20 protein-coding genes and 1 pseudogene are annotated in these 20086 nt (G+C 64.1%); 1 reads left to right on the top strand and 20 read right to left on the bottom strand.

Features of this window, described 5'->3' with window-relative positions; genetic code table 11:
* The 4 genes from CWO89_RS22035 to rimP form a co-directional block, all read right to left on the bottom strand.
* Positions 1-207, bottom strand: a 207-nt coding sequence (locus tag CWO89_RS22035; RefSeq protein ID WP_130580846.1) for a translation initiation factor IF-2 associated domain-containing protein, incomplete at its 3' end; no start/stop codon positions are given.
* A 161-nt stretch (positions 208-368) separates the two neighbouring features.
* On the bottom strand, positions 369-1055 hold the full coding sequence (locus CWO89_RS22030) for an RNA-binding protein (RefSeq protein ID WP_130580845.1): 687 nt from the start codon (positions 1053-1055) through the stop codon (positions 369-371).
* Positions 1056-1070: 15 nt separating this feature from the next.
* Positions 1071-2681, bottom strand: coding sequence for a transcription termination factor NusA (gene nusA / locus CWO89_RS22025; protein ID WP_130580844.1), 1611 nt, complete (start codon positions 2679-2681; stop codon positions 1071-1073).
* A gap of 2 nt (positions 2682-2683) precedes the next feature.
* Positions 2684-3469, bottom strand: coding sequence for a ribosome maturation factor RimP (gene rimP / locus CWO89_RS22020; protein WP_130580843.1), 786 nt, complete (start codon positions 3467-3469; stop codon positions 2684-2686).
* 441 nt (positions 3470-3910) lie between these two features.
* Here rimP and CWO89_RS22015 point away from each other — a divergent pair, with 441 nt between their 5' ends.
* Positions 3911-4987: a DUF2336 domain-containing protein gene (locus CWO89_RS22015; protein WP_130580842.1), complete on the top strand. Its 1077-nt coding sequence runs from the start codon at positions 3911-3913 to the stop codon at positions 4985-4987.
* Between the two features lie 200 nt (positions 4988-5187).
* Here CWO89_RS22015 and CWO89_RS22010 read toward each other — a convergent pair whose 3' ends face one another.
* From CWO89_RS22010 to murJ, 16 genes and pseudogenes are all read right to left on the bottom strand, one after another.
* Positions 5188-5898, bottom strand: coding sequence for a tRNA (guanine(46)-N(7))-methyltransferase TrmB (locus tag CWO89_RS22010; protein WP_463701841.1), 711 nt, complete (start codon positions 5896-5898; stop codon positions 5188-5190).
* A complete protein-coding gene (locus CWO89_RS22005; RefSeq protein ID WP_130580840.1) occupies positions 5898-7022 on the bottom strand; it encodes a M20 family metallopeptidase in 1125 nt (374 codons plus the stop codon). Before CWO89_RS22005 ends, CWO89_RS22010 begins: the two co-directional genes overlap by 1 nt.
* A 219-nt stretch (positions 7023-7241) precedes the next feature.
* On the bottom strand, positions 7242-7658 hold the full coding sequence (locus tag CWO89_RS22000; protein ID WP_130580839.1) for a helix-turn-helix domain-containing protein: 417 nt from the start codon (positions 7656-7658) through the stop codon (positions 7242-7244).
* A 256-nt stretch (positions 7659-7914) separates the two neighbouring features.
* Positions 7915-9528: an apolipoprotein N-acyltransferase gene (lnt, locus tag CWO89_RS21995; protein WP_130580838.1), complete on the bottom strand. Its 1614-nt coding sequence runs from the start codon at positions 9526-9528 to the stop codon at positions 7915-7917.
* Positions 9525-10658, bottom strand: coding sequence for a hemolysin family protein (locus CWO89_RS21990; RefSeq protein ID WP_165421278.1), 1134 nt, complete (start codon positions 10656-10658; stop codon positions 9525-9527). Before CWO89_RS21990 ends, lnt begins: the two co-directional genes overlap by 4 nt.
* A 1-nt stretch (position 10659) precedes the next feature.
* Positions 10660-11166, bottom strand: coding sequence for an rRNA maturation RNase YbeY (gene ybeY / locus CWO89_RS21985; RefSeq protein ID WP_130580836.1), 507 nt, complete (start codon positions 11164-11166; stop codon positions 10660-10662).
* Between the two features lie 86 nt (positions 11167-11252).
* Positions 11253-12308 carry a PhoH family protein gene (locus CWO89_RS21980; RefSeq protein ID WP_130580835.1) on the bottom strand — a complete coding sequence of 352 codons (1056 nt, stop codon included), beginning with the start codon at positions 12306-12308 and terminating at the stop codon, positions 11253-11255.
* A gap of 4 nt (positions 12309-12312) precedes the next feature.
* Positions 12313-13713: a tRNA (N6-isopentenyl adenosine(37)-C2)-methylthiotransferase MiaB gene (gene miaB, locus CWO89_RS21975; protein WP_130580834.1), complete on the bottom strand. Its 1401-nt coding sequence runs from the start codon at positions 13711-13713 to the stop codon at positions 12313-12315.
* Positions 13714-13890: 177 nt separating this feature from the next.
* On the bottom strand, positions 13891-14589 hold the full coding sequence (locus tag CWO89_RS21970) for an HAD family hydrolase (protein WP_502702912.1): 699 nt from the start codon (positions 14587-14589) through the stop codon (positions 13891-13893).
* A 35-nt stretch (positions 14590-14624) separates the two neighbouring features.
* Positions 14625-15074 (bottom strand): Fur family transcriptional regulator, encoded by a 450-nt coding sequence (locus CWO89_RS21965; protein ID WP_028168421.1) that lies wholly within the window; start codon positions 15072-15074, stop codon positions 14625-14627.
* Between the two features lie 52 nt (positions 15075-15126).
* Positions 15127-15611: pseudogene (gene rimI / locus CWO89_RS21960) on the bottom strand (ribosomal protein S18-alanine N-acetyltransferase).
* Positions 15608-16306 carry a tRNA (adenosine(37)-N6)-threonylcarbamoyltransferase complex dimerization subunit type 1 TsaB gene (tsaB, locus tag CWO89_RS21955; RefSeq protein ID WP_130580833.1) on the bottom strand — a complete coding sequence of 233 codons (699 nt, stop codon included), beginning with the start codon at positions 16304-16306 and terminating at the stop codon, positions 15608-15610. Before tsaB ends, rimI begins: the two are co-directional and overlap by 4 nt.
* A gap of 83 nt (positions 16307-16389) precedes the next feature.
* Positions 16390-16959: a NifU family protein gene (locus tag CWO89_RS21950; RefSeq protein WP_130580832.1), complete on the bottom strand. Its 570-nt coding sequence runs from the start codon at positions 16957-16959 to the stop codon at positions 16390-16392.
* A 116-nt stretch (positions 16960-17075) separates the two neighbouring features.
* On the bottom strand, positions 17076-17570 hold the full coding sequence (locus CWO89_RS21945; protein WP_130580831.1) for a universal stress protein: 495 nt from the start codon (positions 17568-17570) through the stop codon (positions 17076-17078).
* A gap of 92 nt (positions 17571-17662) precedes the next feature.
* The gene (gene trpS, locus CWO89_RS21940) at positions 17663-18715 is read right to left on the bottom strand and encodes a tryptophan--tRNA ligase (protein ID WP_130580830.1); all 1053 of its coding nucleotides are present in this window, start codon (positions 18713-18715) and stop codon (positions 17663-17665) included.
* 66 nt (positions 18716-18781) lie between these two features.
* A partial coding sequence (murJ, locus tag CWO89_RS21935) for a murein biosynthesis integral membrane protein MurJ (protein WP_130580829.1) occupies positions 18782-20086 on the bottom strand: 1305 nt, incomplete at its 5' end.

The following is a 20086-nucleotide window of genomic DNA, read 5'->3' as shown; positions in this document are numbered from 1 at the left end:
GGCCGCCACCGGTTCGGGCGCGTGCGGCTCGGTTCCGGGGCCGTCACCACCGACGCGGCGCTTGCCGCGCTTTTCGACCACAACCTGCTTGCTGCGGCCATGGCTGAAGCTCTGGCGCACGGTGCCCGTCTCGACGCGTGGCTTCAGCGTCAAGGTCTTGCTCGGGACACTCAAAGTCTTGTCGCCAGGGGTTTTGGTATCAACCATTCAGCAGTCCTAATCTCGTTAGCGTTGTGCCGTTTCGCACGCGTCGTCGTCGCAGTTCCAAAAGACCGAAATGACTGTCCTCGGACCCGTCATCCCGCTCCATCTTGTTGTTTGAACATGATCTTTTCGGAAAGCCGGTTTCCCCTCTTCCCGATCATGCTCTAGCTAGAATTTCTGGCCGCATCGGCGGTCTTGTCGTCGTCGGCCATCCGGTATCGGACCAGAAGCTGGCAGCGCGACAGGAACGTCTTGCTCGCCGGGCCCGCGAGCAGGGCAGCATGTATCACATTTGACCGGCCCAGTGCCAAATCCAATTCTGCCGACGTCAGCGCGGTGACGACAGATATTTTCAACGAATCTTCGTCTTTTCCGCCCCTTTGCCGCAGGATCGCGTCCAATTTGCGGACTCCGTCGGGGGCCGCATCGGAAGCATGGATCAGGCTTAGGGGTCTTTCCCGCTGCGACAACGCGTCCTCGACCTTGCCGAAGCCGGAAACGACCCGGCCGGCCTTGGCGGCCATGGCCAGCGCCTCGAGGCTACTGCGAACCAGCAGCACTTCGGTATCATCGGGCAGAGTTGCCGCGACGCGGACGTCGCGCTTGAATCCCCGGCTAAACTGGTGACGCCGGACCGCTTCCGCAACCGTGCGGCGCGAGGCTGAAAGCCAGAGGCCGCGCCCCGGCAGCTTGCGTTTCACATCGGCGATCACCTCGCCGGTGGGGGCGACGACGAAGCGGATCAGCTCGTCGATCGGGCGCACCTCGCGGCTGACCGCGCACATCCGCATGGTCGCGGACTTTTCGGTCCGCGGCCCATGATCCAGATCGGGGTCAGCCATTGCGAGCATGCGCGGGCCATCTCCTTAGGCCGTCGGTTCTTCGGCGGCTTCCGCCTCGGCGTTCTGCTTGGAGAGATCAGCCTCGGTGATCCAGCCGGCCTTTACGCGGGCCTGCATGATCATCGCCTCGGCGTCCTCGCGGGAGATATCGATCCCGTCGAGGAACCCGGTATGCTTGGTCTGCTCGCCACCGTCCTTGCGCTCGGTCCAGCCGACCAGATCGTCGGTGGCGCAGCCGGCGAGATCCTCGACGGTCTTGACGTCGTTCTCGCCGAGCTTGACCAGCATCTTCGCGGTTATGCCCGGGACGGTCTTCACGGCATCCTCGACGCCGAGTTCCTTGCGCTTGGCTTCCAGCTCGGCCTCGAGCTGCTCCAGATATTCCTTGGCGCGGTTCTGCAGCTCCGTTGCGGTTTCCTCGTCGAAGCCTTCGATGCCGGCGAGTTCCTTCACATCCACCAGCGCCAGTTCCTCGACCGAGGTGAAGCCTTCCGACGCCAGGAGCTGGCCGACGACTTCGTCGACATTGAGCGCCTCCATGAAGACGCGGGTTGAATTCTCGAAGTCGGCCTGACGACGCTCGGACTCTTCCTGCTCGGTCAGGATGTCGATATCCCAGCCGGTGAGCTGCGAGGCGAGGCGGACGTTCTGGCCGCGGCGGCCGATCGCCAGCGAGAGCTGGTTGTTGGTGTCGGGCACCACGACCTCGATGCGCTCGCGGTCCTCGTCGATCACGACCTTGGCGACTTCGGCCGGCGCCAGCGCGTTGACGACGAAGGTCGCGATGTCGGGCGACCACGGGATGATGTCGATCTTCTCGCCCTGCAATTCGTTGACCACGGCCTGCACGCGCGAGCCGCGCATGCCGACGCAGGCGCCGACCGGATCGACGGACGAATCCCGCGAGATCACGCCGATCTTGGCGCGCGAGCCGGGATCGCGGGCCACTGCCTTGATCTCGACGATACCGTCATAGATCTCCGGCACTTCCTGCGCGAACAGCTTCGCCATGAATTGCGGATGGGTGCGCGACAGGAAGATCTGCGGGCCCCGCGTCTCGCGGCGGACGTCGAAGATATAGGCGCGGACGCGGTCGCCGTTGCGGAACACCTCGCGCGGCAGCATCTCGTCGCGGCGGATGATGGCCTCGCCACGTCCGAGGTCGACGATCACGCTGCCATATTCGACGCGCTTGACGACGCCGTTGACGATGTCGCCGATGCGGTCCTTGAACTCCTGGTATTGCCGGTCGCGCTCGGCCTCGCGCACCTTTTGCACGATCACCTGTTTGGCCGATTGCGCGGCGATGCGGCCGTATTCGAGCGGCGGCAGCGTGTCGGCGATGGTGTCGCCGACACGGGCGCCGGGATTGGCGCGCTGGGCATCGGCCAGCGAAATCTGGTTGGAAGCATTCTCGACCACGTCGACCACCAGCATGTGGCGCGACAGGCGGAGCTCGCCCTTCTTGGGGTCGATCTCGGCGTGGACGTCGGTCTCGCTGCCGTATCGGGCGCGCGCCGCTTTCGCAATGGCGTCCTCCATCGCGGCAATCACGATGCCGCGATCGATCGATTTTTCGCGCGCGACGGCGTCGGCGATCTGCAGCAGTTCAAGTCGATTGGCGCTGACTGCCATGGCTAGTCTCCTTCGTCAGGCTCGGTCTCGCCCCGGCGCAGCCGTTCGGCGGCGAGGCGGTGTTGTTTCGTGTTCTTCGGAGCCGGTTTCTTGCCGGTCCCTTGCTTCGGCTTATGGCTCTTGCTCGGATCGCTGTTCTTCGCATGCTCGCGCTGCGCCTTCGCATGCGCGGGTTGTGGCGGGGCCAGCCCCAATTCGCGGCGCAATTCGCGTTCCTGCGCCTTGCCGCGCCGCATCGATTCGGCGATCAGCTCGTCGGTCAGCACCAGCCTTGCTTCGGCGATGTCTTCCATCGCCAGCAAGACGTCCGCATCTTCACCCTCGCGTGTGTCATCCCGATGTAGGCGCACCGCGTTACCCTCGACACCGTTCAGGGTGCCGCGGAACCGCTTGCGGCCCTGATGCGCCACCGCCATCTCGATCTTGACGAGGTGGCCGGCATAGCGCTCGAAGTCCGAACGTCGCACCAGCGGCCGGTCGATGCCCGGCGACGAGATTTCCAGCCGATAGGCCCGGTCGATGGGATCGGCGATGTCGAGCACCGGTGACAGCGCGCGCGAGATCGCCTCGCAATCCTCGATCTGCATCGAGCCGTCCGGCCGTTCCGCCATGATCTGGACGGTGCAGCCGGCCTCGCCGGTGATTTTGATCCGCACCAGACGGTAGCCCAGCCCCTGCAGGACTGGGGTGGCGACTGCCGACACGCGCGCCGCAGCGCCGGGCTCGACAACGAGCCGCGGCTCGGCGAGCAATTCGGCGTTGACGGAACCAGCGGTTGGATCGGTCATATCCAGGGTCAAAGATACGTCTTGAGCTGTCGGTTCTGTGGGTTAGCCGGCCCTAGACCGGCGTTCGATCATGATACGATCACGCTGATCGGGCCATGATCTTATTTCTCGTGTTTGAGCATGATCCTTGCGGACAACAGGCTTCCGCTGTTCGGGTTCATGCTCTGGTTGCACTACCCAAACCGGACCAGGCTCGGCCTGGTTCGTTCGGGTAATAAAAAAGAGCGGGTCCGGAGGGGCCCACTCTCAATACGGATCGTATGAGAACTTTAAGTCGCTGCCGATATAGCGCTTTTTCCCCGGTCAGGCAAGGGGCGGAGGCCGCGGCCGAGCAAATTTGCGCTATCGGAAAGTTGGGTGCGAATGTCTAACGCTTCGTTCACGAACGCCACCTAGATTGCGCCGCAAAAACCGGCACTGCGGGCCGGTTTGGGTAGGCTTATGACGACGACAGCGACTGCGCTGATCCCTGAACTCGACGAGATCGTCCGTATCGGTGACCCCAGGCGCCGCGCCGAGGCCGCGCGCCGGATCGGCGAATTGTTCCTGCAGGGGGCGGCCAGTTTCAGTACCGACCATGTCGATCTGTTCGATGGCGTCCTGACGAGCCTGGTCCCCCACGCCGAGCGTGCTGCGCGGGCGGAGCTCGCCGAACGCCTGTCGCTGCTATCGAATGCGCCGCGCAGCCTGATCGGGCAGCTTGCGCGCGAGGACGAGATCGCTGTCGCGGGGCCGCTGCTCCGTCGGTCGCCTGTCATCGACGAGCAGGTCCTGGTCGAAATCGCGCGCGCGAAGGGGCAGGAGCATCTGCTTGCGATGGCGGAGCGGCCGAAGCTCTCGACCGATCTGACCGACGTCATCGTCCGCCGCGGCGATCGCGACGTTGTCAGGCGCGCAGCCGGCAATGCCGGTGCCGAATTCTCGACGAGCGGCTATTCGACGCTGATCCGGCGTGCCAGCCAGGACAGCGTGCTGACGCTCGCCGTCGGTCAGCGCGCGGATCTGTCGCCCGAACAGTTGAAGACGCTGGTGGCAGGCTCCGTCGAGATCGTCCGCCGCCGCCTGTTCGACGTGGTCAAGCCGGAGCGGCAGGCCGCGATCAAGCAGGCGATCCGCGAGATCAACGGCATGGGAGAGAAGGTCGACAGCGCGCGCGATTTCGCGCCGGCCCAGCGCACGATCCTCGCGTTGCATCACGCCAATCAATTGAACGAAATCGCGCTGCTCGATTTCGCCAAGTCGTTCAAATACGAGGAATCGGTGTGCGCGCTGGCCGCGATGACCGGTGTCAAGATCGCGACGCTCGATCGCCTGATCACCGGCGAGCGCTACGATCCCATTCTGATCGCCGGCAAGACCATCGGCCTCGAATGGGCCACCGTACGCGCGCTGATCCTGCTTCGGCTCGGCCCCAACCGCGTGCCGTCACCCGCCGACATCGAGAACGCGCGGCTGAACTTCACGCGCCTGATGCCCTCCACCGCCCAGCGCGTCGTGGACTTCTGGAAGACGCGGTAGTCTCTCTCTCATCGTCATTGCGCTTGTGGTGCCGTGGCTTCGCTGCGCTCGCAATGACGGACGCTCAGATTTGAATGCCAGGTGCAAACCACGCCGTCATTCCGGGGCACGCGTAGCGTGAGCCCGGAATCCATTTCGCCGCGTGTGTGTGGCCCGATGGATTCCGGGCTCGCGCTACGCGCGCCCCGGAATGACAAGCGTCAAATTCTGCGAAACCGCAGATACGTCGCCCTGCGTCCCTCGCGCTCGGCTTTGGCGCCGTAGCGCGTCATCGTGTAGTCGGGCCAGGGAGCCTGCCAGTCGGAGGCGCGCTCGGCCAGCCAGGTGAAATCGGACGAGCGCATCAGGTGCCATAGAGTCCAGGCGCAGTAATCGTCGATGTCGCTGACGAAGCGGAATTCGCCACCCGCTTTGAGAATGCGCGCCATTGCGGCAACGGTGGCATCTTGGACAAAGCGGCGCTTCCAGTGCCGTCGCTTCGGCCAGGGATCGGGATGGATCAGGTCGATGCGCCGCATCGATTGCGACGGCGCCCAGGCGAGCAGCTCGGCGGCGTCGCCTGCGAACAGGCGGATGTTGCCGATATTGTGTGCCTCGATCTGGGTCAGGATCTTGGCCATCCCGTTGACATAGGGCTCGCAGCCGACGAAGCCGATATTCGGAAACGCGCGGGCCTCGGCGGCGAGATGTTCGCCGCCGCCAAATCCGATCTCGAGCCTGACATCCTCGATGTTGTCATCGAACAGTTCGATGAGGCTGGCCGGCGCGGGGCTTGCGATGTCGAGCGCGAGATGCGGTAGCAGATGCTCGATCAGGTCGGCCTGATGCGCGCGCAGCTTGTGGCCCTTGCGCCGTCCGAAGAATGAGCCATGCGCATGGGCGTCGCGCTCCTGATCGCGGGAAGGCGTCATCATCGCAGCGTCTGATACAGCCGATAGAGCAGCCGCGCGCGCGGCTCGATCGATGAGATATACATCTGCTCGTAATGGGTATGCGCGCCCTTGCCGTCGACGCCGAGGCCATCGAGCGTCGCCGTATGCAGCGCCGTGAAATTGCCGTCGGAGCCGCCGCCGGTCGAGGTGTCCACGAGGTCGAAGCCGATCTCGGTTGCGAGCCCCTTGGCGTGTTCGTAGAGCGCCGCGCCGGCGTTGGTCTTCTCATAAGGCGGCCGGTTCAATTCGCCGACCACATGCACGCTGACGCCGTCAGTCCGCGATTTCAGATTGAGTATTTTCGGTACCAGCTCTTCGGCATCGGCGGTGGTCGGCACGCGCATGTCGACCTCGGCATAGGCCTCTTCCGCGATCACGTTCGGCTTGGTGCCGCCTTTGACCACGCCGACATTGACGGTGACGCCGCGCGCCAGATCGTTCATCGCCTCCAGCGTCTGGATGATGTTGCCGAGCTCGCGGATCGCGCTGCGGCCGTCCTCGGGCCGCGTACCGGCGTGCGAGGGCACGCCCTTGACGAAGATCTCGAAGCGGGCGACGCCCTTGCGCCCGGTGACGATCTTGCCGCCGTCGCGCGCCGGCTCGGTCACCAGCACATATTTGGCTTTGCGGCCTTCGGCTTCGATCAGCGCCCGCGAGGTCGGGCTGCCGATCTCCTCATCGGAAACGTAGAGCTGGGTCACGCCGAGCGGCGGGCGCGCGCCATTGGCGCAAATTTCCCTGAAGGCGTGGTAGGCGAGATAGGCGCCGCCCTTCATGTCATAGATGCCGGGACCGAAGGCGCTGTCGCCGTCGATACAAAATGGCAGGCGCTGGATGAATCCGAGGGGGTGCACGGTGTCGAGATGGCTCAGCACCACGATTCCCGGTGCGTCCTGGCCCCAGGCCGACCGCGCGACGAGATGATCGCCGCATCCGTTCTGGCCGGCGATCCGCTCCAGGGTGGCCGGCAGGCTGCGATAGCCTTCGGCGACGAGATCGGCGAGCTTGTTGACCTGTTCGGGCGCTTCTGTCGGCGTCTCGATCTCCACCCAGCGGCGGATGCCGTCGAGAATCTCCGCAGGATTAAAGGATGTCGTTGTCATTGGTGCGCCGGCATCTGGAGCATGATCCGGAAAAGTGGAAACCGGTTTTCCCTCGCGACAAACGCGAAGCGTTTGCGCGGAGATCATGCTCAAACAAAGAGGTGAGATCATGATCCGATTCCGTCTAATCGGATCATGATCTCAGAACGATTGAACCAACGTCATGCGCCCGCACCGGCGGGCGCGTCAATCGCCATGTCGCAGGAATGACGACGCCGATCAGCGCTTGTCGGGGCCTTCGCGGGCGGCGATCTGCTCGACCAGTTCGACGATGCTGCGGCGGAGTTTGGCGTCGGCGATGCGCGTGAAGGCGCGCGTCAGCGCCAGCCCCTCGGAGGTTGCGAGAAAGTCGGAAACGTAACTGGGCGAGGCGCCTTCGCTGAAGCCTTCTGCGGTTGTCGAGCCGCTCGGTCCGCCGTCGAACAGGAACGAGACCGGCACCTGCAGGATCTCGGAAATCTGCTGCAGCCGGCTGGCGCCGACGCGGTTGGTGCCCTTCTCGTATTTCTGAATCTGCTGGAAGGTGAGGCCGAGCTTTTCTCCCAGCTTTTCCTGGCTCATGCCCAACATGATCCGCCGCATGCGGACACGGCTGCCGACATATTTGTCAACAGGATTGGGCGCTTTGGTAGACATCTTCGGACTCTCCTGGAAGGACTACGCGCCCGGCGAATGAGGCAAAACGGGTATGGAGTATGCCCCAGGCGCCGGTATCGTCAAAATCCTGCGGGAGGATCGAGGACGAATGCGGACAATTTGAGCTACTGTGCTGGCAGGATTTCAGTTCGGCTTGGAATTGTAGAATGCGAATGACGCGGTCGTTCTGTCAACTGGTGGAATCACACCAGCGGAATTTTTCCTTGCGCGGGCAACCATCGAGGGCGCGCAGGCGTCAAGAATTGCGCCGGGCAACACGCCGTCCGACCACAAGCAACAATGCGACGAGCAGAATGATCGCAGCGGGCATGTCATTGAAACGTGCATATAGCGTCGGCGGGATGGCAGCCGGCAACCTGGCATCGAGCACGCCTTCGATGCCGAGGCCGAGTTCTGCGACAATCCGTCCCGCCGGATCGATGACCGCGGAGATGCCGGTGTTCGCTGCGCGAACAACGGGCAGGCCCTCCTCGATCGCGCGCAGCCGCGCCTGCTGCAGATGCTGGTAGGGGCCGGTCGAGATTCCAAACCACCCGTCATTGGTGACGTTGATGATCCAGCTTGGCCGGTCGTCGTGAATGTCAATGTCGCCAGGGAAAATCGCCTCGTAGCAGATCAGCGGCAGTGCGCGCGGCGCATTCGGGATGTCAAGCGCATGACGCCGCTGGCCGGCGATGAATCCGCCATGGACCTTGGTGAGCTGCACGAAGCCGAGCTTTTCCATCAGTTCCTGAAATGGCAGATACTCGCCGAACGGCACCAGGTGCAGCTTGTCGTAAACTGACAGCACGCTGCCGTCATGGTCGATGACATAGATCGAATTGTAGGCGCGTGTGATGCGGACGCCCGGCGGCAGATCTGGGGCGCGCACCGAGCCGGTGATCAGCACGGTGCCTTGAGGCAGGAGCTCGGCGATCTCTGCCATCGCGTCGGCCTCGCGCGTCAGGAAAAACGGAAACGCCGATTCCGGCCAGATCAGGATGCTGGCGTCGCGCACGCCCGTGGAGTGCGGGCCGGAAGCGCGATCGGAGAGCGTCAGATATTTCCTCATCACTTCCGCTTTGGCGGCGTAGTTGAATTTGACGTCCTGCTGCAGGTTGGGCTGCATGATGCGCAGCTTGACATTGGCGACCATGGTGGTCGGCAGCCGCGACAGCCGCACCGCGCCGAAAACCAGCATGGCCGCGAGAACGATCAGCGCTATGGCCGGCACCCGCCACAGCTTTCGGTTGGACGATTTGCCATCGATCAGGACGGCCGGACTTGCGAAGATTGCGACGGCAAGGAACGTCATGCCCCAGAGCCCGATCAGCGATGCGGTCTGCGCCAGCGCCAGTGGCTCTGACAGCGCATAGCCGAAGGCGTTCCAGGGAAATCCTGATAGCACATGGCCGCGCAGCCATTCGGCGATGGTCAAGCTCGCTGTCAGCGCCAGCACGCGGAAGCCGTCGGGGGTCCAGAGCAGGCGCGCCAGCGCAAAGCCGAGCGCGGGAAACAGTGCCAGATAGGCGGGCAGGCCGAGTATCGCAAACGGCAGCAGCCAGGCGAAGGTCTGCGCATCGACCAGAAAGGCATAGCCGATCCAATAAAGCCCCGGCACGAAGTAGCCGAGCCCGAACCAATAGCCGGAGATTGCCGCCGCCGGGATGCCGCGCCACTTTCCGGCGCCTGCGCCGTCGATCAGCCAGACCGCGACCGGGAAGGTCAGGAACAGGATCGGCCAGGCGTTGAACGGCGCCATCGCGAGCGAGGACAGGGCGCCGGCGACGAGTGCGATGACGGCGCGCCTCCATCCCCAGGTCAGGATGATCGAAAGCCCGACCGTGCGGAGTTGATCGGAAACCCTCACTGCGGGGCGGCTCCGTCGCCGGAGGGCGGAGGCGCGGTGTCGTTGGCCTGCGGGCTGGCATCGGCCTGAGGGCTGGAATCGGGCGCGGCCTCGCTGCGGCGACGGCTCTCGCGCTCCTTGCGCGGGACGTTGCGTTCCTTGCGCGTCGCGATCCGCACGCGCTTCACCCGCCGCGGATCGGCGTCGAGCACTTCGACCTCGAAATTGCCGGGTCCGGAAATCAACTCGCCGCGCACCGGCACGCGGCCGACAAACGACACCAGATAGCCGCCGAGCGTCTCGACTTCCTCGCCAGCTTCGCCCGTGACGAAGTCTTCGCCGATCACCGAGCGGACATCATCGAGGCTCGCCCGCGCGTCGGCGATGAACGAGTTATCCGGCTGGCGAACGATCGACGGCGGCTCGTCGCTATCGTGCTCGTCGTCGATCTCGCCGACGATTTCCTCGACGAGGTCCTCGATCGTCACCAGCCCGTCGGTGCCGCCATATTCGTCGACCACCAGCGCCAGGTGAATACGGGTGGCCTGCATCTGCACCAGCAGGTCGATCGCGCGCATCGACGGCGGCACATAAAGAAGTTTTCGGATGATGCTCGCTTCGTGAAGCGGCAGCGCGAGATCGACCGCGCGCAGGTCGAGGCCGGCGGGCAGCGGCTTCTTGCGCCGCGTCTTGCCGGTGTCGCTGACGCGCGCCCTTGCGGTCATGAAGGCGAGCAGGTCGCGGATGTGAACCATGCCCTCGGGATCATCGAGGGTTTCGTCGTAGACCACGAGGCGCGAATGCGCGGCGCTTTCGAACTGGCTCATCAATTCGCCGAGCGGGATGTCGCGTTTTACGGCGACGATGTCGGCGCGATGCACCATCACGTCGGCGATACGCCGCTCATGCAGATTGAGGATGTTGCGCAGCATGGTGCGCTCGACGGCGGAAAAGTTCACGTCATCAGGCGTCGACGCATCGAGCACCACCTGCAGGTCGTCGCGAACCGATCCTGCCTTCCAGCCGAACAAGGTGCGGATCGCGCGCAGCAGCCAGCTCTCCGCCGCGGGACGCTGTGCCTCCTCCGTCACCACGGCCGGCAGGTTGCGCACATCGCGCGGATTGTCGTGGGTAGGTTCGGAGTCCGCCATTTCAGTCCATCCGCTCCCGGTCCGCATACGGATCGGGAATGCCGAGTTGCGCGAGGATTTCGCGCTCGAGATTTTCCATTTGCTCGGCGTCGTCGTCGTTTTCGTGGTCGTAGCCGATCAGATGCAGGAAACCGTGCACCGCGAGGTGGCTTAAATGATGGTCGAACGGCTTCTGCTCCTCGTCCGCCTCCCTGCGCGTCGTCTCATAGGCGATTGCGATATCGCCGAGCATGCGCGGGGCGTCGTCCGGCTCCTGAGCGCCCTTTGGCTGCAACGCCGGAAACGACAGCACGTTGGTCGGCTTGTCGATGCCGCGCCAATTGTTGTTCAGCGTCCGGATTCCGGAATCATCCGTCAGCATCACTGCCAGTTCGGCCTCGCCGACATCGGCCTCAGTGATCTCGGCGGCGGCCTCGATGGCGCGATGGATCACCGCTTCAGCATCAGGCTCGGGCTGCCAGCAATCGGCTGTGACCAGAACCTCGGTAGCGGGGAGAGCGGAAGACACTGTCGTTCCAAAAAGTTGTTGTTTCTAGGCGTTCGGGTTGCGGCCGGAACCCGCTTGCGGCAGGTCCGTGAGGCCGGCTGATGACATCAAGATTTGGCGGCGACTTGCCGTTGTGGCAATCCCTCATAGGCCGCGACGATCCGTGCCACCAATTCGTGACGGATCACGTCCTCCGCGGTGAAGCGCACCTGCGCGATGCCCTCGACGCCTTCCAGCAGGCTCACTGCCTCTGCCAGCCCGGAGGCCTGGCCGTGCGGCAAGTCGACCTGCGAGGGGTCGCCGGTGACGATCATGCGGCTGTTCTCGCCGAGCCGCGTCAGGAACATCTTCATCTGCATCGAGGTGGTGTTTTGCGCTTCATCCAGGATGATAACGGCATTGGTCAGCGTGCGGCCGCGCATGAAGGCAAGCGGCGCGATCTCGATTTCGCCGCCCTGCAGTGCGCGCTCGACGACGCGCGCATCCATCAGGTCATAGAGCGCGTCATAGATCGGCCGCAGATAGGGGTCGACCTTCTCGCGAAGATCGCCGGGCAGAAAGCCGAGCCGTTCACCGGCCTCGACCGCGGGCCGCGACAGGATGATGCGATCGACTTCCTTGCGCTCGAACAATTGCGCGGCATAGGCGACCGCAAGCCAGGTCTTGCCGGTACCGGCAGGCCCGATGCCGAACACCAACTCGTGCCGCTTCAGCGCGCGGATGTAGGAATCCTGCGCGGCGGTGCGTGCCCGCACCGGGCGCTTGCGCAAATTGATGGTCTCGAACGAGGGCTTTGCGGTCTTGGCATCGAATTCGAATAGCGAGCCCTGCGCGATCACGGCGCGGATCGCGCCTTCGACGTCGCCCTGTGAAAGATCATGCCCCTGCGTTGCCTGGCCATAAAGCGTCTCCAGCACGCGTCGTGCGGCGTCGCAGCCGTCGCGGGAGCCGGCGATGGTGATCTGGTTGCCGCGAGAATCGACGACGACGCCGAGCCGGCGTTCGACCTGCGCCAGATTCTGCCCGTAAGGGCCGACCAGCGCGGAAGCGGCGCGGTTGTCGTCGAAGTCGATGACGACCTGGGTCTCTGGCGGAATCTGCATGTCGCGGTCAGGTTTGCGGCTGGGAGCAAGCGATGGTGAATCCGATGCGCTTTTTGGCAAGGGTTCAGGCTCCAATGGTCGTCTGGGAAAGAGCTGATGACTGAGGCCGCGCATGACGCGGGGCGAGCTCGCCGAGCAGGCTGTAGCGCTCGAGGCTGTCGATCCTGACCGGCAGGACTTTTCCGACGATGTCCAATGATGCCATCACATGCGCGGGCTGCAGATAGGCAGTGCGGCCGACGATCTGGCCGGGATTGCGCCCGGCGCGTTCGAACAGCACATCGACCGTGGTGCCGATCGTAGCCTTGTTGAAGGCCGATTGCTGGCTGTCGATCAAGTTCTGGAGGCGCTCCAATCGCTCGTCCATCGTTACCGCTGGCACCATCTCCCGCATGTCCGCCGCCGGCGTGCCGGGCCGCGGCGAATATTTGAACGAATAAGCTGCAGCGTACCCTATTTGCGTGACAAGCGCGAGGGTCGCAGAAAAATCTTCCTCTGTTTCGCCGGGGAAGCCGACAATGAAATCCGAAGAAAAAGCAATGTTTTGGCGCGCCGTGCGAAATCGGTCGATGACGCGGCGGTAGTCATCGGCGGTATGTTTGCGGTTCATGGCTGCCAAGATTCGGTCCGAACCTGACTGCACCGGCAGGTGCACGAACGGCATCAGCGCCGGCAGGTCCCGATGCGCCTCGATCAGGCTATCCTCGACATCGCGGGGATGGCTGGTCGAATAGCGCAGGCGCAGCACGCCGGGGATTGCGGCGAGCCGCTCAAGCAATTTGCCGAGCGGCCAGCTCCGTCCATCCGGCCCTTCGCCGTGATAGGCGTTGACGTTCTGCCCGATCAGGGTGATCTCGCGCACGCCGTTGTCGGCAAGCCGCGTCACATCCTCGATGATCCTTGTCACGGGACGCGAGACTTCCGCGCCACGCGTGTAAGGCACGACGCAGAAGGTACAGAACTTGTCGCAGCCTTCCTGCACGGTGACAAAAGCGGAAATGCCGCGCGAGCGGATCGCATCGGGCTTCGGCGGGGCTAAGAATCCGAACTTGTCCTCGATGGGGAATTCGGTTTCCAGTGCGCGGCCTTCCGCTTTCGCCTGCTTCAGCAGTTGCGGCAGATGGTGGTAGCTCTGCGGACCGACCACGACGTCGACGGTCGGCGCGCGGCGAATGATCTCCTCGCCTTCGGCTTGCGCAACGCAGCCTGCGACGGCAATTTTCACGTCGCGCCCCTGCCGCGCGGCGTCGTCCTTCATTACGCGCAGCCGCCCGAGCTCGGAATAGACCTTTTCCGAGGCCTTCTCGCGGATATGGCAGGTGTTGAGGATCACCAGATCCGCTTCATCGGCGTTTGCCGTCTCGACAAAGCCTTCGCCGGCCAGCGTATCCACCATGCGCTGCGCATCGTAGACATTCATCTGGCAGCCATAGGATTTGATGTGCAGCTTGCGCGGCGACGTCATGGAACCTGCTTGGGGTGGAAAGGAGCGCCTTCAAGGCGCAGGGCTCAAATATAGCCTAAAGGGAGCAAAATCCAGCGTTGGAGGGCGTCATTCCGGGGCGATGCGTCAGCATCGAACCCGGAATCTCGAGATTCCGGGTCTGGTCCTTCGGACCATCCCGGAATGACGGCTCAGGTTTCAGGTTTTTGCGACGATTGCGCCGTTTTCAATCAGCCCGGCCAGTTCCCGCATGTCCGCAAAGGTCATCGTGGCGCCGGCGGCGCGCAGCGCCTCGGCATGGCCGGGTCCGCAATGGCTACCGCCGCAGAAGCCGAGCACCGTCATTCCGGCGGCGCGGGCGGCTGTGATGCCGGGGAGGCTGTCCTCGACCACGAGACAGCGTTCGGGCGCCACCTTCATCTGCCCAGCCGCGAACAGGAAGAGATCGGGCGCCGGCTTGCCGTTCTTGACCTGCAGGGCCGAAAAGATGTTCGGCGCAAATCGTTCGTGGAGGGCAGTGCGGCCAAGGCTGACGCGCATGCGTTGCGGTGAGCCGCTGGACGCCACGCAAACGGGCTGCGCGATCCGGTCGAGCGCGGCGTGAATGTGCGGCACCGCTTGCAGATCGGCCTCAAAGGAACGGAACAGCTCGTCCTGCAATTGCGTATGAAAATCATCTGGAAGGCTGCGGCCGAGTTCGGCCTCGATTTCGAGATTCGCCTGTCGTGTCGAGCGACCGAGGAAACGATCGAACACCTGTTCCGACGTGATCGGATAGCCGTGACGCGTCAGGATCTCGGCATGCGCGCGGCATGAAATGACTTCGCTGTCGACCAGCACGCCGTCGCAGTCGAAGATGATAAGATCGGGAATCTCTTGTTGACGCGTCTTCTTCACGCGAACCGGTATCCACTTCGCTCGAAAACGCTATGTCAGGACTTATCTTCGTCCAGCGGGACGCAATACAGTTCGAGCCGGTGGTCGACCAGCTTGTAGCCGAGCTTGCGGGCGATCTCCGCCTGCAGTTTCTCGATCTCTTCGGACGTGAATTCGATCACCTTGCCGTCGCGCAAATTGATCAGGTGGTCGTGATGGCTGTCGGGCATCTGCTCATAGCGCGCGCGGCCCTCGCGAAAGTCGTGGCGCTCGATGATGCCGGCGTCCTCGAACAGTTTTACGGTGCGGTAGACGGTCGAGATCGAGATCTTGTCGTCGACCGCGACGCAGCGCCGATAGAGTTCCTCGACGTCAGGATGATCCACGGATTCGGCCAGCACGCGCGCGATGACGCGGCGCTGCTCGGTCATGCGCATGCCGGTCGCGGCGCAGCGCGCCTCGATTCCAGTGTTCTTCATCGCAGACGAGGTTTTCAGCGGAGCCATGTTTCTTCAGCCTGGAGGGGCAGGGCAGGACTGTTCTGCCACTGCCCGCATGTTACGACAAGTCACGGCGCATCAGAAGCGCATTCAAATGTTCCCCACCGGGCTGCTTGTAATAGCGTTCACGGCGACCGACGACGGCAAATCCGGCCCGTTCATAGAGCCGTCGCGCCGGCTGGTTATTTTCCTCCACCTCGAGGAAAACGGTGCGCACGCCGCGGCCGGCAAGATGGCCTAGATGCGTCAGCAACAAATTGCGCGACAGGCCGCGGCCGCGCTGGCTGGAATCGATCGCGATGACAGGATCTCCGCTTCATCTGCTCCCATCCGCGACACCGCAAAGCCGATGATCTTGTGCCCGAGCCGCAGCCGATGCACCAGCGTATTGCGCTCGGCGAGCATCGCCTCGAATTCGCCTTCGCCCCAGCCGCGATGAAACGAGGCGCCATGCAACTGCGCCAGACGCGGTGCGTCGCGCACAGTCGCGGCTTCGACCGCCGGCGTGCCGCGGCCAAACCATTCGGAAAGCCAGGCCATCATGACGCTGTCGGTTGCGCGACGTCGAGCAGCGGATTGGCCGGCGGCTTTGCGTCCGGCGCGCGCAGATAGAACGGCCGTGCCGGCGCCGCTTCGGGGCTGACGGCCGCGCCGACCCAGGCGACCCAGGTGATGTCAGGCGAGGCCTGGGTATCGGCCTTGAACGGTGGCGCCGTCTCCGCCGGCCAGCGGTCGGCGAGAATTTTTGCGGCGTTGCCGACCAGATGCGGTGTGCCAAGCTGCGCCGCCTCGATCGCCTCGGCGATCGGCGCCACCTTCGGCTTGACCAGCGGGCTGCCGTCGCCGCTCACCACCTGGAAATAGACATGGTCATGCCGCGCATCGATCGCGGAGATGATTGGATGCTCGCCGTTCTCGGCGACGACAGGCGCGGCATAAGCGGTCAGCGTGGTGACGCCGACGACGGGTTTGTTGGCCGCTAACGCGATGCCGCGCGCCGCCGACAGGCCAACGCGTAGTCCGGTGAAGCTGCCGGGACCGGTGGTGACGGCGATGCGATCAAGCGCGGTGAAGGCGATGCCGCTCTCCTTCATCACCCGCACGATCAGCGGCATCAGCGCTTCGGCATGCCCGCGCTTCATCGGTTGCGATTCCAGCGCAATTGTCTTGCTCGCGGCGGTGTCGAGCACGGCGGCGGAGCAGGCGTCGAGCGCCGTATCGATGGCGAGAATGATCATGGAGCGAATGGCAAATGGCGAATGGCGAATGGATGGTCAGGCGCGATCCCTATTCGCCATTCGCCACTCACTATTCGCTCTCCTTACATCGGGCGGACTTCGACCACATCGGGGACGAAGTGCCGCAGCAGGTTCTGGATGCCGTGCTGCAGCGTCGCCGTCGATGACGGGCAGCCGGAGCAGGCGCCCTTCATGTTGAGATAGACGACGCCATCCTTGAAGCCGCGGAAGGTGATGTCGCCGCCGTCATTGGCGACCGCCGGCCGCACCCGCGTCTCGATCAGGTCCTTGATCTGCGCGACGGTGTCGGCGTCTTCGTCATTGAAGAATTCGTCTTCCTCATCGAGCGAATCGTCGCCATCGACACTGCCGTCGGCGAGCAGCGGCGCGCCGGACATGTAGTGCTCCATGATCGCGCCGAGGATCGCGGGCTTCAGATGCTGCCAGTCGCCGTCGGCCTTGGTCACTGTGACGAAGTCGGAGCCATAGAACACGCCGGTGACGCCAGGCACGGCGAACAGCCGTTCGGCGAGCGGGGAGCGGGTGGCAGCTTCAGGTGTCGCAAATTCCATGGTGCCGCTCGCGAGTACGGTGCGGCCCGGAATGAACTTCAGGGTGGCGGGATTGGGGGTAGCTTCGGTCTGGATGAACATTTGTTTTCTCCGGCGTCGCCGGTTCAAGGCCGGCGCGTGGGGTTCCCTTAGCAGATGGCGACGGCGAACGCACGGATCAAGGCGGGAACCGTCGGTTCCGACGGCTAATCAAGGGCTTACGACAGCGAATCGATCTCTTCGTCGGTCAGGCCGCCGGGCACGATGGTGACGGGAATCGGGAACGCACCCATGATCTTCGCCATGGTGGTGATAAGCGGACCCGGGCCCTCCGGCCCCGGATTGGCCGCCAGCACCAGGATCGAGATGTCCTCGTCCTTGTCGATGACGTCGAGGACCTGCTCGGTCGGGTCGCCCTCGCGAATCACCCGCTCGGGCGTGATCGCGGCAATGCCGTTGGCGCGCCCGGCGGCGCGGTCGAGCGCCTCGTTCGCCGCTTCCTCGGCTTCCGCGCGCATGATGTCGGCCACCCCGAGCCATTGCTGGTTCTGGTCCTCGGTCTCGATGACGCGCAGCATCACGACGCCGCCGCCGACCCGGATCGCCCAGCGGCTGGCGTAGTAGACGGCGCGGTCCCATTCGGCGCTGTCGTCAACGATGACAAGGCATTTTGGCTTGTGACCAGATTCGTAGCTTCGTCGCTGGGTGGTCATGCATGTCCCGGTGCATTATTGCCAAGCAGACCCATGCTGCCACACCCCCTCTGCTTTTGGGAGAGGGTGTGAGAGCAATCGATGTTGATCGCCTATCGCTGCCGGATGAACCCGACGACGTCTTTCGCGGCTCGCATGGTTTCATCGGCGATCGCGCGGGCCCGGTTGGCGCCGTCGACCAGGATCTGATCGACATGGCCGGGATCGGCGACCAGCCGCTTCATTTCGGCCGCGATTGGCGACAGTTTCGCAACGCAAACGTCCACCAGCGCGTTCTTGAAGCTGGAGAACTGGCCGCCGCCGAAATCCTTCAGCACGGCCTGCTTGCTGACGCCGGCGAGCGCTGCGTAGATGCCTACGAGATTGTCGGCTTCGGGCCGCGCCTCCAGTCCCTTTTCCTCTGATGGCAACGGCTCGGGATCGGTCTTCGCCTTGCGGATCTTCTGCGCGATGGTATCGGCATCGTCGGTGAGGTTGATGCGCGAATTGTCCGAGGGCTCTGACTTCGACATTTTCTTGGTGCCGTCGCGCAGGCTCATCACGCGCGTCGCCGGTCCGGTGATCAGCGGCTCGGGCAGCGGGAAGAACAGGCCGTCGGCAAAGCCGTGGCCGCGGATCGAGTCGCCGAAGTCGTTGTTGAACTTCTGCGCGATGTCGCGTGACAGTTCCAGATGCTGCTTCTGGTCCTCGCCCACAGGCACATGGGTCGCGCGATAGAGCAGGATGTCGGCGGCCATCAGCACCGGATAGTCGTAGAGACCGACCGACGCGTTCTCGCGGTCCTTGCCGGCCTTCTCCTTGAACTGCGTCATCCGGTTCAGCCAGCCGATGCGCGCGATGCAATTGAAGATCCAGGCAAGCTCGGCATGCTCTGCGATCTGGCTTTGGTTGAAGACGATGTGCTTTTTCGGGTCGATGCCGCTGGCGATGAACGCCGCGGTCACCTCGCGGGTGTTGCGCGTCAGCTCCGCCGGGCCGCCCCAGACGTCCACGCCCTGCGTGATCGCGTGCATGTCGACGACACAGTAGATGCAGTTGTGCGTCTCCTGCAGCTTGACGAAGTTGACGATGGCGCCGAGGTAATTGCCGAGGTGCAGATTGCCCGTCGGCTGGACGCCTGAAAAAACCCGTTCCACGAACGCCATGGTCTCAATTCCCGGAAAATGCCGCTTTGGCGGGGTCGTTTGCCATTTTGGGGCTATCCGCGCAAGTCAGGCGGCACGGTTTTGCCTGATCGCGGCGACCGCCTGGCACCAGCCGATCACGCCGAACAGCTTCAGGAACAGGCCGTAGCTCGCCATCGCAGCTAAAATCACCGCGAACAGCAGCACGGCCTGCCCCAGTCCGCGCGATCCGGCGGCCAGCGGCGCCAGCTCCTCGACAAGCCACAGCAGCGCGCCCATGGCGAGCGCCGCCAGGCAGATGCGCGGCAGCCGATCGCGGGCCTCGGGATCGATCGAGAAGCCGAACGTCGCGCCCCCCTTCCGGATCAAATAGAACGCGTTGCTCCAGGCTCCGAGCGTGATGCCGGCGGCGATGCCGCGCGTGCCGAAAGAGTGGCGAAGCAGGAACGCTGCGACGATCGCCACCACGATGGCGGTCAGCGCCCCGAAAAGCGGCGTGCGGGTATCCTCGCGGGCGAAGAAGGCCGGCGACAGCGCTTTCACCAGCACATGCGCGGGCAGGCCGAGCGCAAGCCAGGTCAGCGCGTGCGCGGTGGCCGTGGCATCGTGCGCGGCAAACGCGCCGTGCTCGAACAGGATCCGCACGACCGGCTCGCTCAAGACGATGAGGCCAAGCGTCGCCGGCAAGGCGAGTCCGACCGCCAATTCTAGGCCGCGCGATTCCACTCGCGCGATGGCGCTTCGGTCATCGCTGTGCAGCGCGCGGGTCATTTCCGGGATCAGCACCGTGCCCATGGCGACGCCGACGATGCCGAGCGGCAGTTCGATCAGGCGATTGGCGAAATATAGCCAGGAGACCGCCGATGGCGATTCGGAAGCGATCACGGCGCCCGCCACCATCAGCCATTGCGGCGCGCTGCTTGCGATCATGCCGGGGACGGCCTTGCCGAGAAAGCCGCGCATGTCCTTGTCGAAGGAGATGCGGAGCGGGGTCGCCGCGCGGCCGCCGCGCAGCACGAGGATCGACAATTGCAGAAGTCCCGCAATGCCAACGGTCGCAGCTACGACCATCGCGGCATGCGCCGCGTCCCCCCGGCATACCAGCAGCATCGCCATCACCGCGATCAGCGCGATGTTGAACAGGAGCGGCGAGAATGCGGTGAGCGCAAAACGTGCTTGCGCGTTCATTAGCCCCATCATGACCGTGACTGGTCCTGCGAAGGCAAGATAAGGCAGCATCAGCCGCGCATTGTTGACGGCGAGCTCCAGCGTTTCGCGGCCGACAAATCCCGGCGCGAGCGCCGCGATCACCAGCGGCATCAGGAAGCCGATCAAGACGGAAGCCACGATCAGCGCGGCGCTGAGGGTGCCGAGCACGCGGCCGGCGAAGGC

Source organism: Bradyrhizobium sp. Leo170, from assembly GCF_004296405.1.
Classification (GTDB): domain Bacteria; phylum Pseudomonadota; class Alphaproteobacteria; order Rhizobiales; family Xanthobacteraceae; genus Bradyrhizobium.
Note: the sequence above shows the minus strand (reverse complement) of the source record. Positions and strands in the feature narration are given on the sequence as shown.

Excerpts from the sequence above, each read along its gene's own strand:
- nusA (WP_130580844.1), bottom strand. The coding sequence starts at position 2,681 with ATGGCAGTCAGCGCCAATCGACTTGAACTGCTGCAGATCGCCGACGCC.
- CWO89_RS22015 (WP_130580842.1), top strand. The coding sequence starts at position 3,911 with ATGACGACGACAGCGACTGCGCTGATCCCTGAACTCGACGAGATCGTC.
- CWO89_RS22010 (WP_463701841.1), bottom strand. The coding sequence starts at position 5,898 with ATGACGCCTTCCCGCGATCAGGAGCGCGACGCCCATGCGCATGGCTCA.
- CWO89_RS22005 (WP_130580840.1), bottom strand. The coding sequence starts at position 7,022 with ATGACAACGACATCCTTTAATCCTGCGGAGATTCTCGACGGCATCCGC.
- CWO89_RS21945 (WP_130580831.1), bottom strand. The coding sequence starts at position 17,570 with ATGACCACCCAGCGACGAAGCTACGAATCTGGTCACAAGCCAAAATGC.
- CWO89_RS21950 (WP_130580832.1), bottom strand. The coding sequence starts at position 16,959 with ATGTTCATCCAGACCGAAGCTACCCCCAATCCCGCCACCCTGAAGTTC.
- tsaB (WP_130580833.1), bottom strand. The coding sequence starts at position 16,306 with ATGATCATTCTCGCCATCGATACGGCGCTCGACGCCTGCTCCGCCGCC.
- rimP (WP_130580843.1), bottom strand. The coding sequence starts at position 3,469 with ATGACCGATCCAACCGCTGGTTCCGTCAACGCCGAATTGCTCGCCGAG.
- CWO89_RS21990 (WP_165421278.1), bottom strand. The coding sequence starts at position 10,658 with ATGGCGGACTCCGAACCTACCCACGACAATCCGCGCGATGTGCGCAAC.
- CWO89_RS22000 (WP_130580839.1), bottom strand. The coding sequence starts at position 7,658 with ATGTCTACCAAAGCGCCCAATCCTGTTGACAAATATGTCGGCAGCCGT.
- trpS (WP_130580830.1), bottom strand. The coding sequence starts at position 18,715 with ATGGCGTTCGTGGAACGGGTTTTTTCAGGCGTCCAGCCGACGGGCAAT.
- CWO89_RS22030 (WP_130580845.1), bottom strand. The coding sequence starts at position 1,055 with ATGCTCGCAATGGCTGACCCCGATCTGGATCATGGGCCGCGGACCGAA.
- miaB (WP_130580834.1), bottom strand. The coding sequence starts at position 13,713 with ATGACGTCGCCGCGCAAGCTGCACATCAAATCCTATGGCTGCCAGATG.
- CWO89_RS21965 (WP_028168421.1), bottom strand. The coding sequence starts at position 15,074 with ATGGCTCCGCTGAAAACCTCGTCTGCGATGAAGAACACTGGAATCGAG.